General features: G+C 68.1%; 16 protein-coding genes and 2 pseudogenes. 7 read left to right on the top strand and 11 right to left on the bottom strand.

The genetic code is table 11. The features are described 5' to 3' along the window. The coding region (locus tag ON34_RS14915; RefSeq protein ID WP_040779795.1) for a helix-turn-helix domain-containing protein at positions 1-1,186 on the bottom strand (1,186 nt) is incomplete at its 3' end. Between the two features lie 759 nt (positions 1,187-1,945). Here ON34_RS14915 and ON34_RS14910 point away from each other — a divergent pair. Further along, complete coding sequence (locus ON34_RS14910; protein ID WP_040779793.1) at positions 1,946-2,701, top strand: MerR family transcriptional regulator; 756 nt, start codon at positions 1,946-1,948, stop codon at positions 2,699-2,701. Positions 2,702-2,860: 159 nt separating this feature from the next. After that, the gene (locus ON34_RS14905) at positions 2,861-3,346 is read left to right on the top strand and encodes a hypothetical protein (protein WP_040779791.1); all 486 of its coding nucleotides are present in this window, start codon (positions 2,861-2,863) and stop codon (positions 3,344-3,346) included. A 163-nt stretch (positions 3,347-3,509) separates the two neighbouring features. On the opposite strand, the gene ON34_RS14900 is transcribed toward ON34_RS14905, so the two are convergent. Both ON34_RS14900 and ON34_RS14895 read right to left on the bottom strand, forming a co-directional pair. After that, a complete protein-coding gene (locus tag ON34_RS14900; RefSeq protein WP_051022655.1) occupies positions 3,510-4,349 on the bottom strand; it encodes a putative protein N(5)-glutamine methyltransferase in 840 nt (279 codons plus the stop codon). Between the two features lie 45 nt (positions 4,350-4,394). Next, positions 4,395-5,267, bottom strand: coding sequence for a YdcF family protein (locus ON34_RS14895; RefSeq protein WP_083889458.1), 873 nt, complete (start codon positions 5,265-5,267; stop codon positions 4,395-4,397). Between the two features lie 387 nt (positions 5,268-5,654). Here ON34_RS14895 and ON34_RS14890 point away from each other — a divergent pair, with 387 nt between their 5' ends. Beyond that, positions 5,655-6,509, top strand: coding sequence for a bifunctional 5,10-methylenetetrahydrofolate dehydrogenase/5,10-methenyltetrahydrofolate cyclohydrolase (locus ON34_RS14890; protein WP_040779789.1), 855 nt, complete (start codon positions 5,655-5,657; stop codon positions 6,507-6,509). 55 nt (positions 6,510-6,564) lie between these two features. On the opposite strand, the gene ON34_RS33585 is transcribed toward ON34_RS14890, so the two are convergent. The 3 genes from ON34_RS33585 to ON34_RS14875 form a co-directional block, all read right to left on the bottom strand. Beyond that, positions 6,565-7,305, bottom strand: coding sequence for a DUF8176 domain-containing protein (locus ON34_RS33585; protein WP_157172307.1), 741 nt, complete (start codon positions 7,303-7,305; stop codon positions 6,565-6,567). A 197-nt stretch (positions 7,306-7,502) separates the two neighbouring features. After that, a complete protein-coding gene (locus ON34_RS14880; RefSeq protein ID WP_040779802.1) occupies positions 7,503-8,255 on the bottom strand; it encodes a L,D-transpeptidase in 753 nt (250 codons plus the stop codon). Between the two features lie 172 nt (positions 8,256-8,427). Further along, positions 8,428-8,823 (bottom strand): winged helix-turn-helix transcriptional regulator, encoded by a 396-nt coding sequence (locus tag ON34_RS14875; RefSeq protein ID WP_245548038.1) that lies wholly within the window; start codon positions 8,821-8,823, stop codon positions 8,428-8,430. Positions 8,824-8,928: 105 nt separating this feature from the next. Between ON34_RS14875 and ON34_RS14870 the strand changes: the two genes are divergently transcribed. Then, positions 8,929-9,831 (top strand): NADP-dependent oxidoreductase, encoded by a 903-nt coding sequence (locus ON34_RS14870; RefSeq protein ID WP_040779785.1) that lies wholly within the window; start codon positions 8,929-8,931, stop codon positions 9,829-9,831. Positions 9,832-9,848: 17 nt separating this feature from the next. Here the strand turns inward: ON34_RS14870 and ON34_RS14865 are convergent, their stop codons facing one another. Continuing rightward, positions 9,849-10,508: a cyclodeaminase/cyclohydrolase family protein gene (locus tag ON34_RS14865; RefSeq protein ID WP_083889456.1), complete on the bottom strand. Its 660-nt coding sequence runs from the start codon at positions 10,506-10,508 to the stop codon at positions 9,849-9,851. Between the two features lie 150 nt (positions 10,509-10,658). On the opposite strand from ON34_RS14865, the gene ON34_RS14860 reads away from it, so the two are divergent. Next, entirely contained in the window at positions 10,659-11,696 is a 1,038-nt protein-coding gene (locus ON34_RS14860; RefSeq protein WP_040779799.1) for an LLM class F420-dependent oxidoreductase, read from the top strand. Positions 11,697-11,739: 43 nt separating this feature from the next. On the opposite strand, the gene ON34_RS14855 is transcribed toward ON34_RS14860, so the two are convergent. From ON34_RS14855 to ON34_RS14845, 3 genes and pseudogenes are all read right to left on the bottom strand, one after another. Then, positions 11,740-12,078, bottom strand: a complete 339-nt coding sequence (locus ON34_RS14855; RefSeq protein WP_051022657.1) for an STAS domain-containing protein — start codon at positions 12,076-12,078, stop codon at positions 11,740-11,742. Positions 12,079-12,346: 268 nt separating this feature from the next. After that, positions 12,347-12,673 (bottom strand): annotated as a pseudogene (locus ON34_RS37590) (hypothetical protein); the annotation flags it as partial. Positions 12,674-12,776: 103 nt separating this feature from the next. Then, the gene (locus tag ON34_RS14845; RefSeq protein WP_040779779.1) at positions 12,777-13,694 is read right to left on the bottom strand and encodes a universal stress protein; all 918 of its coding nucleotides are present in this window, start codon (positions 13,692-13,694) and stop codon (positions 12,777-12,779) included. A 344-nt stretch (positions 13,695-14,038) separates the two neighbouring features. On the opposite strand from ON34_RS14845, the pseudogene ON34_RS14840 reads away from it, so the two are divergent. Together ON34_RS14840 and ON34_RS14835 are read left to right on the top strand one after the other, a co-directional pair. Further along, positions 14,039-14,371: pseudogene (locus ON34_RS14840) on the top strand (ferredoxin reductase domain-containing protein); the annotation flags it as partial. 173 nt (positions 14,372-14,544) lie between these two features. Continuing rightward, positions 14,545-15,510 (top strand): acyl-ACP desaturase, encoded by a 966-nt coding sequence (locus ON34_RS14835; protein ID WP_040779775.1) that lies wholly within the window; start codon positions 14,545-14,547, stop codon positions 15,508-15,510. A gap of 92 nt (positions 15,511-15,602) precedes the next feature. Here ON34_RS14835 and ON34_RS14830 read toward each other — a convergent pair. Next, positions 15,603-15,836, bottom strand: a 234-nt coding sequence (locus ON34_RS14830) for a DUF2933 domain-containing protein (protein WP_245548037.1), incomplete at its 5' end; no start/stop codon positions are given.

Below are 15,836 nucleotides of genomic sequence, written 5' to 3'. Positions count from 1 at the left end.
ATATCTTGACGTCGGCCCAGTTGGCGAAGCTCGCCAATCCGTCTGTGCTGCGCCGTGCGCGTGCGAGCACGCGCACGGTTTCATGCACCTGAGGATGGTTGCGGGTCAACTCCGGCGCGATCTTGCGCGCCTGCTCGAGGCTGCCGAGTGCTCGCTGTTTGTCGCCGTGCAGCAGCCATGCCCGTGATACGTCGATCAGGTGGTGTCCGGCGCGGGAAGGTGCGACCGACGCCGGTAGGCGTATCTTCTCGGCGCGGGATACGGCCGTGGCCCCATCGGACAGCTCGACGGGCACAGCGACGGAGTGGATTGCGACATTCGGCAGGTGGAACCCGGTCCCGTACTCCTCATACTGGTCGGAGCTGATCGCCGCACCGATCCGGCGTGCCTCCCGCAGATGCGCGTCGGCGGTGTCGGCGTCGAGCGCACGGGCCGACAGGATCGCCCCCCGCAGGTGCAGCGCGCCCCGCACCGCGAGGACCTCCGGAGTTGTGGGCAACTGCTCGCTGGCGGCGTACGCGCGCTCGACGATCCGCAACCCACCGGCATACGCGCCGGAATACAGCAGGATCAGCGCCCGATGGTATTCCGCCGCGATCGGCCACGCCGGATCGCCACTGCGTTCAGCGGCCCACACGCAGCGCTCGGCTGCCAGCCCGGCGAGGTCCAGGTAGCCGTACCGGTAGGCGATCGACGACGCACTGTTGTAGGCGTAGGCGAGCGTCGAATAGATCGTCTCCAGTCGCTGCCCGGAAGGCTCGTCGCGAGCGAGCACATGCAAACCGTGGATCACGTCCGGCAGTTCGGCAATACGGTCGCCATACCGGCCCCGGCGTCTGCTCTCCCGAACCCGATGCAGTGCCGCGGTCAGCTCTTCCAAGGTGGTCGGTGCGCTCAGTGGTTCGTTGTTGAACGCCAGTATCTTTCGGCGCAGTTCACGGATGGTGGCGTGTGCCCCGGCATCGTCGCGTGCCGGGGTGTAGGGCTGCCCGGTCAGGTCCTCGATGTTCACCCCGAGGGCACCGGCCACGGCCGCGATGAACGCGGGCGAGGCGGGGCGTGCGCCGCGCTCGACCTTGCGCAGCAGCGACATCGACACGTTCGCCTTCTGCGCAAGCTGTGGCTGTGTGAGCCGAGCGAGCTTGCGCGCCCTGGCGGTACGTTCCCCGATCCCGGCATCGCTCATGCCTCCACGGTGACACACGTTGTGGCACTTCGCAGGCAGCTCGGCACACAAGGTGGATACCGGCCTCGCCGCCGGGTCGATCCGATCCTTCATCGGTTCCCCGGCGGCGGGTGCCTCACCAATGGCAAGCGATCAGCAGGGGAGAAGTGGTGGGATTCAATTGGTGGAGGAAAGCCGAGCCGGACGAAACATCGGCGCAAGCGATCATCGACCGAGTGCAGGACGAGTGGCGAGCTGAACGCCGCCGCGAGCGCATGCGGGCTGAGCAGCCGAACCCCGCCGACGCTCGGTGTGGCCGAGCGGCTGGGCGCACGAGGCACCGGATCATCCGATGAGTGTGTCGGAAGCGCACGCCACCATGCAGCACCATCGCGGATGCCGCGCCGACCTGTGCCCGCGGAAGGCAGCCGCCCGGCAAGTATTGATCGACGCCGGGCGCATGGTGCCAGACACATCGCGAGAGTACTGATGACCTTTCAAACACGAGAAAGCCCCGTACGGGCCGCTGCACGACCGGGCTGTTCGCCTTGTCGAGCCGGTGGACACTGTATAGCGCCGTGGTAGCGGGCGCCACGGTAGTAGCCCTGCGGGGCCGTGGAAGCCGGTCCGCGCAGCGTGGCATGCGGCAGTTGAGGATGTGTCGGCACAGCGTGACTGCTGGATTCGACGGACGTGTTTCGGCTTGCACCTGACGTAAGGTCAGGTTCTACCGTCGGCGACACCGGCGCAAGGTGCGTCGGTGGAAGTGGGATGAAACGGATGGACCAGCACGGAACCGAGCGCGTATGGAAGGTCGGTGAACTCGCGGCCGAGGCCGGGCTGACGGTGCGGACGCTGCATCACTACGACCGTATCGGGTTGGTACACCCAACGGAGCGGACCAGCACCGGACACCGGCTCTACACCGCCGGCGATGTCGAGCGTCTGTACCAGGTGCTGGCCCTGCGTCAACTGGGCCTGGGACTGGACCAGATCACGGACCTGCTCGAGGGCACTGTGGCGATGACGCAGGTGCTGTCTGCTCATCGCGACTTTCTGGCCGCGCAGCTGGCCGCGACCCAGGAACTTCATGCCTTGGTCGCGGCACTGGCCGCTACGGCGGAGAGCAGGCCGGACGCATCCGCGGATCGCTTCCTGGAATTGATCAGGAGGACCGTCATGGTCGACGACACCTTCAAGGAGTATTTCACCGGAGAGCAGTTGACGCAGCTCGCGCGGCGTCGGGAAGAGCTCGGTGAACAGCACATTCGGCAAGCCGAAGCGGAATGGGGTGAGCTCATCCCAAAGGTCGACGCGGCGATCGCAGTGGGAATGGACCCGGCCTCACCCGAGGCGCAGCAATTGGCGGCGCAGTGGATGGAGCTCTTGGAAGGGTTCCACGGTGGTGATGCGGGCCTGCGCGACAGCCTGTACCGGATGCAGGCCGGCGAGGCCGACCGGATCGAGGGCGAGTTCTGCGGACCGTCACCCGCCCAGATCGAGTTCATCACGGCCGCGAACGCCGCACGCCGATAACGGGTTCGGCAGACGCTGGCGTACCGCTCGGAGAGGCGGGAGCAACTGAGAATACGCGAGCGCCTGGTGCGCGGGAAGGGTTCCCGCACACCAGGCGCCGTGCCCACAATACGGCCGTCATGCTCACCAACATCGCCGCAACCGACCAGGAACCTGCCAATGGTGGAATTGCTGCGCTCGAGCATGCCTGACCTTCCCGACGAGCCCACCTCCGAACAGGTCGAGGCGTGGATGGAGCTGGTGCAACTGGTGCAGGACAACGACTTCCGGACAGGGGTGCGGCGCATGGCCGAATACCAGGCGAAAGAACGCGCCGAAGGCGACACCACCGGCCTGCATCACGATCTGACAGAGACCGTGCGGGCGGAAGTAGGCCGAGCGCTGGCGGCGGGAGTCGCACCGGAATCGGCGGCTGCGGCGCCGGTTGTCGATACCCTGGCCGCACGCTACGCCGAGGCCTTCGGCAAGGCCGATGACGGTGACTTGCGGCGTTGGATGCTCGAACGGTTGGAGGTGGCCAACGATCCTCGGGTAGCGCGATATTGGCAGCTGGTGGCGGCCATCAACGACTGGCCTGCGGTTGCGGATCTGGAACCGGTGTTCACCTGGTTCGCCCGAGCACTGCGCGCCCATCTCACCGCCTAACACGAGGCGAAGAGCATGTGTCCCTCCGCGAACACCACCTGATCGGAGGAGGAGAACACCCCAGCGCGAACAAGGGACGAGCCCCTCTGGCTACCGGCGCGGGTGCCGACGTCCTGGCCCGATCCGCGAAGTGGGCCAACGTCAAGATTTGAGCTGAGACTGCTCAGGGACGGGTGCCGATCACGACGGTCGCGTAGTGCTCGCCGGATTCCGCGACGTCGCCCACGAGGCCGTGTTCGCTCAGGACCGCCAGCGCGAGCGGCGCTTGGTCCTCGCTGGACTCGACCAGCAGGTGGCCGCCGGGGGCGAGCCAGGAGGAAGCGTCGGCGGCGACGCGGCGGAAGATGTCGAGGCCGTCGGATCCACCGTCGAGGGCGGTGCGCGGTTCGTGATCGCGGGCCTCCGGAGGCATTTGCGCGATCATCGCCGAGGGAACGTAGGGGGTGTTGCAGAGCAGGATGTCGATGCAGCCGCGCAGTTCCTCCGGCAGAGCCTCGAACAGGTCACCCTGGTAAACGGGGAAGCCGAGCGGGGTGAGATTGCGGCGGGCGCACTCGACCGCGGCCGGATCGATATCGGCGGCCGCCAGTGTCACCGTGCGGCTCTCGGCCGCGAGGATCGTGGCCGCCGCCAGCCCCAGCGCGCCGGAGCCGCAGCACAGGTCGACGATCATCGGGTGACCCGTCTTGGCGCGGACCAGCTCGACCGCGCGGTCGACCAGGAACGCGGTGCGCTGGCGCGGCACGAAAACGCCGGGGGACACGGCGACCCGGAGCCCGTGGAACTCCGCCCAGCCGAGCACATGCTCCAGCGGGGTGCCGTGCACGCGCTGGGCGACCAGTGCCTCGAGCGCGGCGCCGGTCTCCGCCGCGGCGGCGATCAGCAACCGCGCCTCCTCCTCGGCGAACACACAGCCCGCCGCGCGGAGCTGGGCGACCACATCGGTTCCGGCTGACGTCACCGCGCCATCCTGCCGCGCGCACGGGTGATTGCGCCAACGCATTTTCCGGGGGATGGGGACCCGCAGGGACCGGGTCCCCATCGCGGGTCAGCGTGCGGTACTCAGCTGGAAGGTGCGCGTGGCGTCGAGGTAGATGCCGCGCTGCGACGACCTGCCCGGCGGGGGTAGCTGGGAGACCAGCTGCTCCAGCGAGGTCGTCGCTCCGACCACCCGGGTGCCCGCCACGATGAAATCGGCCACGGCCCGGCGAATGTGATTGGGCGAGGTGACCACGATCGCGCTCGTCGCACCGACATCCCGCAGCATCCGCGTGCTGAACAAGGCGTTCTGCACGGTCGAGCCCGCGCCGCTCTCCACGTGGATCCGTGCGGCGGGCACACCGTGGGCGATCAGCCAGTCGCGCATGGCCCCGGCCTCGGTGATGCCGTTCTGCGGATTGCCGCCGGTGACGACGATCGGCGAGAACGGCGCGGCGATCGACTGCAGCCACGCGGCGGTGAGCCGGTTCACCAGTTCCGGGCGCGGCGATCCGTCCGGGAGCAGGCCATAGCCGAGAACGACGATGCCCGTCTCCGGCCCGGCCAGCGCTGGCAGCGGGTTCGGCAGGGTGGCGACCGCGGCGCGGATGGCGCCGAGCACGTTGTCGGTGCCCTGCGCCATCGCCGGATCGACGACGCGCAGCCGTGTCATGGCGTCGATGAGCGCGGGCAGGTCGCCCGCGTAGTCGGACCAGATCGCCTGCAGGGAGAGAGCTTCGGCGTCATCGGGGTCGGCGCCGATGAGGGTGCGCAGGTCCGCGCGGCCCGCCGCGTCGTCGCCGTTGGTGAAGTGCCGCTGGGCGGAGTTGTAGAGGGCGGCGGTGTCCGGCGCGGCCTGCGCGGGAACACCGGCCAGACCGGTGAGGGACAACGCGGCGAACGACGTCGCGACCAGAAGTTTCACTTGCCTCGAGATCTTCACTACAGTCGACACCTTTCCGCTGAGGAACGGGTTGGCACGCACTAGCAGTCAGTTGGGGCAAACAGAGATCACGATACGGGCGATCGAACCCGGCATAAGGGAACTGCCGGACGGACCGCGATGGTGTTGCGCGCCCACCTGCCGACATGGAGCGCAGAGCACGCCGGAACAGGCGGCTGCCGCTGCCTTCGCTCGGGCCGGTGCGGGCTGTGGACGGAGTTCCTCCGGACGCGCCTTGCCTCCTGCGGCTGCGTCGCCCTCGCTCGGCCCGCAGCGGGCTGTAGAGACAGTTCGTCCGGCGGCGTCGGCGGCTGACTCGGCCTGACGCGACTCGGCGTGGGGCTGGCGACGAACTTCGGGTGGGTGCGCCCATTAGGCTGTGTCGACGTGGATACCGTTTCGCTGTCCGGCAAGGAACTCGCCGCCGCCATCAACGCCGACACCAAGGCTCGCGCCAGCGCGCTCACCGACGGCCCGGGCGCGCCGCGTCTCGCGCTGGTCGTGGCGAACGACGACCCGGCCAGCGCCTGGTATGTGAACTCGCTGCGCAAGGCCGCCGAACGACTCGGCATCGCCTGCGACACGGTCGATCTCGGTCCGGACGCGACCGTGGCCGCGATCCGCGCGGAGCTGGCCGCGCGCGGCGAGGACCCGGCCACCGACGCGATCATGCTGCAGACCCCCCTTCCTGCCGGTGTCCGTCTCGACGACGTGAGCTCGGCGATCGTCGCCACCAAGGACGTCGACGGCGTGAGCCCGCTGTCGCTCGGCCTGCTCGCGGCCGGGTTGGACGGTTTCGTCCCGGCCACCTCCGAGGCCGTGGTGGAACTGCTCGAGCATCACGAGATCCCGCTCGCCGGTCGGCACGTCGCGGTCGTCGGTCGCTCGAACATCGTCGGCAAGCCGCTCGCCCAGCTGTTGCTGGCGAACGACGCCACGGTCACGGTCTGCCATTCCCGCACCGCCGATCTGGCGGCCGTCACCACCACCGCGGACGTCGTCGTCGCCGCGGCGGGCCGCATCGGCCTGATCTCCGGCAAGCACGTCCGCGAGGGCGCGGTGGTCATCGACGTCGGCACCAACGAGGCGCCCAACGGCAAGATCGTCGGCGACGTCGACGCTGACTCGGTGCGCGGCAAGGCCGCGGGACTGAGCCCCGTCCCGGGCGGCGTCGGCCCGGTGACCACCGCCCTGCTCATGCGCCACGTGGTCACCGCCGCCGAAAACGGCCGCAAGGGCTGAGTACCCTCGCCACCCTGCACCGGCCTCCGCTGCGAGCCTCTGCCGAGCGCGGGACTCAGCCGCGGCTGATGGCGCTGATCAGAGTGCGGCTGCCGTCCTTGGTCGTGGTGACGAGCTGCGGGTTGTAGGTCACCGCAGGTTGCCCCGGGCGATGTTCGGTGACGACCACGACGTACTGGCCTGCGAACGCACCGGGGGTGATGGCCACGCAATGCGTGGTGCCCGCGGGGATGGTGTCGATGCCCCGTTGGATGGCGTCGGCGCTCTGCACGGCGGCGTCGGCGGTCGTGGTGGTGCGGACCTGCTCGCCGGAGCGGAGCACATAGTAGGCGTACTGGAAGGCGAAGATCACCGCGGGGCCGGAATCGAATCCGCCCGCACCGTTGCCCTGGATCCGGTTGCCGACCCGCTCGGCCGGGCACTCGGTGATCGGCGTCGCCGCCGACGCGGTGGCCTGCGCAGACGGCGCTGGTCCGGTCGGCTGGCCGGAGCCGCCCGTGCCGAACTGCATGTAGGCGGCGAAGCCGAGAGCGGCGACGCCGAGCGTGCCGAGCAGCGGTGTCGCCCACCGTCGACTCGCCCGCCGCGTGCCCGAGCGATCGATCAACCCGGTGAATTCGTCCTCGTACGGCATGGCCTCGGGCGCGGATCCTGGTGGCGGTGGCTGCACGGCCGCGGGTGCCTGGTCGACCCAGGCGGACCACTCACCCTGGTAGTCCTCGCCGCCCCCGCGCGGGAAGCCGGGGCTGCCGGTCATCCCCCGATTCTCGCGGTCGTAGCCAGGTCGTGCGCTCATCTCCGGTCGATCCATCGCCCCACCCTTCATCAGCTCCCCGTCAGGTTATCCGCATGCTCGGGTTGCGGGAACGTGGTGCCGCGTCCTTACCCCGCGCACCCCGGAGAATACTGCCGGGTACCTGGTTCGGGCACATCCGCGGGCGAAATCCTCAGCCGGGCCTTCAGTGAAAAATCTTGCTGCGCTCGAGCTTCCGATCACCAGTGCGTGACCACCGGGTCTCCGATACCGAGGGTGTGATAGACCCATTCGGCGTCGTCACGTGAGAGGTTGATGCAACCGTGGCTCACGTTCGCATAACCCTGCTGATCCACCGACCACGGGGCGGAGTGAATGAAAACACCACTCCACGTGAGGCGTTCGGCGAACTCACCATTGATGATGTAGCCCTCCGGCGAGCTCAGCGGAATGCCGATGGTGCGGGAGTCGAACACGACCGAACGGAACTTCTCCAGTACCGGCCATGTGCCCGACGGGGTTTCCCAGCCCGGCTTGCCCATCGAGGCGGGCATGGTCCGCACGACGGTGCCACCGATGGTGACCGTGAACGTGTGCGCCGACATGTCGGCGTCCGCGAAAACGCCCGCGTTGGTGCGGAATTCCGTGCGCGTGCCGCCGACCGAGACCACGATGCCGGCATTGGCGGGCAGGAACCCGGTCGGCGTCCACACCGCTTCACGATCGCCGGTCCACGCGAGCGTGCCCGCGAGTGGCTGGGTTGTTCTGATATCGATGGACTGTTCCGTCCGTGCGCGATCCGTCACGGGCGCGGCGAAGCGAATGGTCACGGGATGAGCTACACCCACCACCTGGCCGTTCGAAGGTCCGATCGACGCCACGGCTGGTGCCGATGGACGTCCGATCACCGTCGCTGCCGCCGCGCCCGACCCGAACGCGGCCAGTGCCACGATCACGGTCGCGAGGAACAGGTACCGAATTGCGCTCCTCATGGCGTCCACCCCTTCGAGATGGTGTGGTAGGCAAGGAAACATTCTAAGCCCGCATGATCAACTCGGCTACGGATAGATGTGGTCCGTGGTCCAGTTGACCCGGAGGATTCGCCTACCACTGGTCGCCTACCCGTTCGGCGGCGAAGGAAACAGACGCCGGTGCCGGGCTCGGTCAGCGGGGCGGGTGTGCGGGCACCGGCTCCGGTTCGGCCGCCGACCGCGCGTCGAATTCCGCTCGCGCGGCGAGGATTTCCTGCTGATGCTCGACGGCCCACACGCCCATGGCGTGGCTGAGCGCCCCGATGCTCGAACCGAGTTCGGTGAGGGAGTACTCCACCCGCGGCGGCACCGTCGGGTAGACCGCGCGGCGCACCAGTCCCTCGCGTTCCAGGTTGCGCAGTGTGCGGGTGAGCATCTTCTGAGTGATGCCGTCCAGGCGGCGGCGCAGATCGTTGAAGCGGATCGGCCCGTCGTTGTCGCGCAGGACGCTCAGCACGAGGATGACCCACTTGTCGGCGAGGACGGCCAGCACTTCCCGGGCGGGGCAATGGTGTAGGTAGCTCTCCACCAAGCTCGGCGACTGGGACCGATCACAGCCAGTATCCATTGGGTACCTCGATATCAGAAAGGTGCCTTCTTCCCATAAGGTACCAAGCCCTCGCAGAATCGTCGCATGCTCGCAATCACGCAGAATTCGTTCGGAGGTCCGGAAGTTCTTCACGTGGCGGAGGTCGATCGGCCGCGGCCCGGCCCGGGGGAGGTCCTGGTGCGGGTCGCCGCAACCAGCGTCAACGCGGCCGACTGGAAGGTGCGCGCCGGGCTGGTCGGCCGACTGGGTGACCCGCCGCTGACTCTGGGACTCGATGTGTCCGGTGTCGTGGACGAACTCGGTCCCGGCGTGGACCGCTTCGCGGTGGGCGATCCGGTGTACGGCATGGTGTTCGGCGGCGGCAACGCCGAATATGTTGTGGCGCGGGCCGATACATTGGCGCTGAAGCCGAGGAACATCGACTTCGTGCACGCGGCGGCACTGCCGACGGCGGCGCTGACCGCCTGGCAGGCGCTGGCCGCGCTCGGTGCGGGGCAGCGCGTGCTCGTGCACGCGGCCGCGGGCGGTGTTGGGCACCTCGCGGTGCAGATCGCAAAGCATCGCGGTGCGTTCGTGATCGGCACCGCACGCGCCGCCAACCACGAATACCTGCGTGGGCTCGGTGCTGATGACGTGATCGATTACACCGCAGTCGACTTCGACACCGCGGTCCGTGACGTCGATATCGTGCTCGATCTGGTCGGCGGCGAATACGGTTCCCGCTCCGCCGCCGTCCTGCGCCCCGATGGCCGATTGATCGACACCCAGGGCTCGGACGCGGAGGGCGACCCGCGTTACGAGCGCTTCTACGTCGAACCGTCCGGCGTCTCACTACGCGAGATCACCACCGTGGTCGAACGCGGACATCTGCGCGCCACGATCGACCAGGTCCTGCCGCTGCCGGAGATCGCGAAGGCGCATCGGATCAGCGAATCCGGGCGGGTGCGCGGCAAGATAGTGCTGGTTGCCTGGAATCCGCCCGCCTGAACGCGTCTCGGGCGCGCTTACTTGCGTACCGCGTGCACGACGTCGGCGTGCAGAGCGTCGGCGCGTGCGATCAGCTCTTCGATACGGATCAGCACGGGCGCGAAGCGATCGCCGTCGGCCGCGGGCAGTGACGCCACGTTGATCTCGATGTTGAGCTGCGAGCTGGCCGCGGCGGCACGGCAGGCGTCGGCGGCGGCGCCGATATCGGTGACCACGTTCGGGTTTCCGATCGGGAACAGTTCCGTGGCCAGCGACAGCACCTCGTCGGCCTCGTCGACGACCGCGGCCGGGACGCGGGCGGCTTCGATCAGCGCGGCGTTGATCGCCGCGGTGCGGGCGGCGCGGTCATCCGGAGTGTCCTTGGGCAGCTTGTAGGCGGCGCCGACCGCTGTGAACGCCGCGGCGTCGGCGTCGGCGAGCGCCAGAGCCCGCTCGCGGGCGGCGTCGGCCGCCTCGATGATGCGGTCGACCACGGGACGGTTGTCCGCGTCCTTGGCGCGGGTGGTGTAGCGAGCCACCATCGCCACCAGCGCGGCGGCCTGCGCGGCGTGCAGCGCGGCCACCGCGCCGCCACCGGGCGCGGGAATCTTGGCGGCCAGATCGTTCAGGTACTGCGCGAGGCCGACCTCGCCGAAGGACGGCGCAGTGTCCGTGGACGACGTGCTGGGCTGCGACACGGGGATGTTGCCTTTCGTTCTACGGCGAGAGTGGGACCAGGGATAGACGCTACCCCGTCGCACCGGCGGATCCGGCCGCGACCACGCCCTGACGGGCGTTCTCCGTGGCCGGTGCGCGGGCCGCGCATAGTCGCCGTTATGTTGAGTGCCATGCGGATCGGATTGGGCATCAACTACTCGGGGGGCTTCAAGGAGGCGGCGGCCGAAGTCGCCGACCTCGAGCAAGCGGGACTGGACATCGTGTTCGTCCCCGAGGCGTACTCGTTCGACGCGGTGAGCGCACTCGGCTACCTGGCGGCCAAGACCACGCGTCTGGAGCTGGCCTCGGGCATCCTGCAGATCTACACGCGCACCCCGAGCCTGACCGCGATGACCGCGGCGGGCCTCGACTTCGTCTCCGACGGCCGTTTCCTGCTCGGCCTGGGCGCGTCGGGTCCGCAGGTGATCGAGGGCTTCCACGGCGTGCCCTACGACGCGCCGATCGGCCGCACCAAGGAGCTGGTGGAGATCTGCCGGAAGGTGTGGCGGCGCGAGCGCCTGGAATACCAGGGCAAGCACTATCAGATCCCGCTGCCCGCCGGGCAGGGGACCGGTTTGGGCAAGCCGCTCAAGCTGATCAATCACCCGGTCCGCGACCGTATTCCGGTGCTGCTGGCCGCGCTCGGGCCGAAGAACGTCGAGCTGGCCGCCGAGATCGCCGAAGGCTGGCAGCCGATCTTCTTCCTACCGGAGAAGGCGCGGGAGGTCTGGGGCGGTTCGCTCGACGCGGGCCTGGCCAAGCGTGACCCCGCTCTGGGCGACCTCGAGGTGTTCGCCGGTCCGGCGCTGGCCATCGGGGACAACGTCGAGCCGCTGCTGGAGTTCGTAAAGCCGCACCTGGCGCTGTACATCGGCGGCATGGGCGCCAAGGGCAAGAACTTCTACCACGCCTTGGCCACGAAGTACGGCTACGGGGCGGAGGCCGACCGCATCCAGGAGCTGTACCTGGCCGGCGAGAAGGAGGCCGCGGCGAAGGCCGTCCCGGACGCGCTGGCGCGGGACATCTCGCTGGTCGGTCCGGCGGGATACGTCAAGGAACGGGTGGCGGCCTTCCGGGAGGCGGGCGTCACGGTCTTGAACGTCGTCCCGATGGCGGCGACCGCCGCCGAACGGGTCAAGCTCATCGAGCAGCTGCGCGAACTGGTGTGAGAGAAGCCGCCGTCGCCGGGTGCGACGGCGGCGAAGGCCCCGGTCAGCTCGGTCGCAGCGCCTCGAGCGCCGCGTCCAGCGTCGAATGTAGCGCGAACACCTGATCCAGGCTGGTCATCTTCAGCTGGCGGCTGGTCGCCGGACCTTCGGCGACCACGGCGATCGCGGTCGCGCTGCCCGCACGTTGATGGGCGGCGACGAGCGTCGCCATGCCCGCCGAGGCGAGGAAGCTGACCGCGGTGAGGTCGATGATCAGGGCTGCGGGCTTCCCGCTGAGAATGGCCTCGATCGCGTTCTCCAGGGCGGGGGCTGTCGCCAGATCGACCTCCCCGGCCACCGTCAGCACCGTCGCGCCGTCGTGCGCCGCGACCGTGGTGGTCATCGTGTCCGCGAGGGGATACGCGTCTCCGGAAGTGTTGGTCACCTCTTCACAACACACAAATCGTGGCGAATCCGCAACCTCGGAGTGTTCATAGGCTCACACAATACATCGAGGACGCGAACCAGGCGGAGGTCGCGGAGGCCGCGGAGCCAGCGAATGGCGACGGCTACGCGCCAGCGGATGCGCCTCCGCCGTGGGCCGCCGCGCTACGAGTCAACCCGTCGTCGTTATCCATTGCGTGGCTCGGAGACCGCTCCGACCTCGACAATCAGCACACTTCTACGTCATTCGTGATCCGATTATCGCGGCGGCCTCCCGGAGGGCTGAGCTGTGGCGTTGTCCGGTCCAGAGTGTGGTCGTGCCGCTCACTCGTCGTGGCATGCGGATCGACGACTACGGACGCCCTCGCCTCCGCAGGCTCCGACCGGTCGAGTCCGTGCAACGCCAGCGCGGCGAGCGCGCCGATGGCTGTGAGCCCGACCCGGACCGCCCAGTCGGCCCCGGCGTAGAGCGCGGCGCCGACTACTGCGCCGGTGGCGAGGTTGCCGATCAGGATTCCGACGCCGACGACGGTGTTGTAGAACCCGTAATGTGTGACCTCACCCGAACACCCCTTGGACGCGCACTCCAGGGACCTCCGCGCACCGGGCGTGGGACGCAAGTATTTGTCATCGAATCGTCCGACCGGCGTGTGGTGATCAGTCCGGGTGGACGACCATCACCGGGCAATGCGCATGCTGGACAAGGTAATTGCTCGTCGAGCCGAACAGCAGCCCGCGAAAGCCGCCGCGGCCGCGACTGCCGACGACGATCAGTTGCGCGGCTTTCGACCATTCGGTGAGATGGTTGCGGGGCCCGGATAAATAGACCCGGCGGGTGACCGCGACGTCGGGAAATTTCTCATGCCAGCCCGCGAGCCGTTCGGACAGAAGGGCGTGTTCGGCGGTTTCCAGCTCGGCGATCGGGATGTCGAGATAGCTCGTACCGGCGAAGCGTCCTTCGGACAAATCGCTCCAGGCGTGGACCACCACGAGTTCAGCGTCACGCTCGGACGCTTCGTGAAACGCTGCTTCGATCGCGGACTCCCCGACCGGGCTTGCGTCCACTCCGACCACTACCGGGCCGCTGCGAGAGACCTGTTCAGTGCCTTCGTGGCGCACCACCACGATGCGGCCCGTGCCTTGGCTGACCACGGCCAGCAGCGTAGACCCCAGGTGGGCGAAGTACCCGACCCCCCGAGTGGCGCCGAGAACGACCAAATGCGCCTCGGAGGACAGGTCGATCAGCAACTCGGCGGGGTTACGGTCGGACAACTGCGTGTCGACCTCGAGGCCCGGGTGCGCCTCGCGGGCGATCCGCTCCGCGCGGGCCAATGCCTCTTGCCCGTGGTGCCGGATGGTCTCGATGACCGAGGGCACCAGCACGTCGTAGAAGCCCGACACCGAGCAAGCGGCGGCAAGATCATAGCCGTGGGTCACGATCAGACGACGTCCGCGCTCGGCCGCGGTCTGGGCGGCCCAAGCTACGGCACGGACGCTGGCCGGTGAGCCGTCGGTCCCAACTATCACCGCCGCCGAGACCGAGTCGTGAGGATCCAGACGGTGTTGGACGGTCATCTCAGCTGCCTTTCAGTCGACTCGCGGGTATAGCGGTCATGCACGCGAGATAGCCGAGCCATGGCCTCGGCGTCGCCGCGCCCGGGCGGTGCGGCGCTGCCCTCCCATGAGCTCGCGCGGTGCACACCCTGGAAATTCCGTCCCCGCCAACGTATGGCAGCCGCAACGGCTTTGGAATATCCGAATGCCGTCGCCTTGATGACGTCCCCGATGCCCGCAGTTGTTGTTGTTCCGTGGTGCTCACGGCCCGGCATCCAGTATCTGGTCGGCGCGAGGCGCGACTTAGGGCCAATGGGCATCGGCCTATGGGCTCAACGGCCCCCAACCCCGGCGTTGGGGTCGTTGAACCCCGCCCGATCTCGGTACTGCATGCCGATCGCTCGCCCAGCAGCCATGCTCATCGCGCGGAACTGGCCGAACTCGTCGAGCGCCTGCCGTTCGCGGTCATGTACCGCTGGTATGAGGATCTCGGCTCCCGCCGCCCCGAAGACAGATTATGGGAAGGCCGCGCCGACCTCGGCGAGATCACCATCGCAGCCGGCACCCGGGCCTACCTTTGCGGGCCCCTGCCTTTCATGCTCGGCATGCGCGAGGCGCTGTTGGCAAACGGCGTGGCGGCAGACAACATCCACTACGAGGTCTTCGGCCCAGACAGCTGGACCGCCGCCCCGGCATAGGCTGCGGCGAACACCTGCCCGATTCCGCCGTTGTCGCTGTCGCGGTCATCGGATGAATGGGTATTCGGTCCCGCCTCCCCGGGGCCTTCGGCCCTGTGCTCCGCGCGGGGGCCGTGGTGGTGTGTATGCCGACCGATTCGAAGCATTTCGAAAAAGAGAGGCAGGCAACAGCATTGGCACGGGACCTGACGCAGCGAGAGATTCTGGCCGAACTGGAACCGATCGCCGAGGACTGCGTGCACCGGCACCTGTCGATGGCCAAGGACTGGAACCCCCACGACTACGTGCCCTGGGACGAGGGGCGAAACTTCGCCACGCTCGGTGGTGCGGACTGGTCTCCCGAGCAGTCCTCCCTCACCGAGGTGGCGAAAGCCGCGATGATCACCAATCTGCTCACCGAGGACAACCTGCCTTCCTACCACCGCGAGATCTCCGAGAACTTCTCCCGTGACGGCGCCTGGGGTACCTGGGTCGGCCGCTGGACGGCCGAGGAGATGCGGCACAGCACGGTGATCCGCGACTATCTGGTGGTCACTCGCGGCGTGGACCCGGTTGCTCTCGAGCAGGCCCGAATGGCCCACATGACCAACGGATTCTCCTCCGGTGCAAGCGAAACCGATATCGCGAGTGGCGCCGGATTCCTGCACTCGGTCGCCTACGTCAGCTTCCAAGAACTGGCCACGCGAGTCACCCACCGCAACACCGGTCGGGTGTGCGACGACCCGATCGCCGACCGAATGCTGCAGCGCATCGCCGCCGACGAGAACCTGCACATGATCTTCTACCGCACCATCTGCGGCGCCGCCCTCGACTTGGTACCCGACCAGGCGATGGAAGCTATCGACACCATCGTGGAGAACTTCCGGATGCCGGGCGCAGGCATGCCCGACTTCCGCCGCAACGGCGTGCTGATGGCCAAGCACGGCGTCTACGACCTGCGCCAGCACCTGGAAGAAGTGCTGCTCCCGGTAGTCAGGCAATGGAACATCATGGGCCGCAACGATTTCGGAGCACGCGGCGAGCAAGCGCGCGAGAAACTCGCCGCATTCCTCGACGACATGCAACAGGTGCGAATCCCACGCTTCGAACAACAGCGCGAACGCGCCCTGGAGCGCGAACGCGCCCGCGCAGCGCAGTAGCGCCCGCGGAGATCACTCCCATCACGCGCAGCCGATGTCCGCGCATGCTGGGATCCGGTTTCGCTAAGTGGTGTGTTCCAGCGCTGGGATGGTCAGCGTGTCGGATTGTGATGTTGGACGTCGCCGGGGTGGCCATGGGTATCGGGGGTGTGCGAGTGCCCTCCGTGGCCGCCCATCATCAGCATCATCATGATCGGGCAGGCCAAGACGATCAAAAGCAGGAGCAGTGTGGTGACCGGTACTCCCATCACGATCAGCACCGCGGCCGCGACGGCGAGGGCGATCAGGTACAGGGGTGCGTGGCGGATGTTCATGATGGACCTCAT

The organism is Nocardia pneumoniae NBRC 100136, assembly GCF_000308755.1.
GTDB classification, from domain to species: Bacteria; Actinomycetota; Actinomycetes; order Mycobacteriales; family Mycobacteriaceae; genus Nocardia; species Nocardia pneumoniae.
Note: the sequence above shows the minus strand (reverse complement) of the source record. Positions and strands in the feature narration are given on the sequence as shown.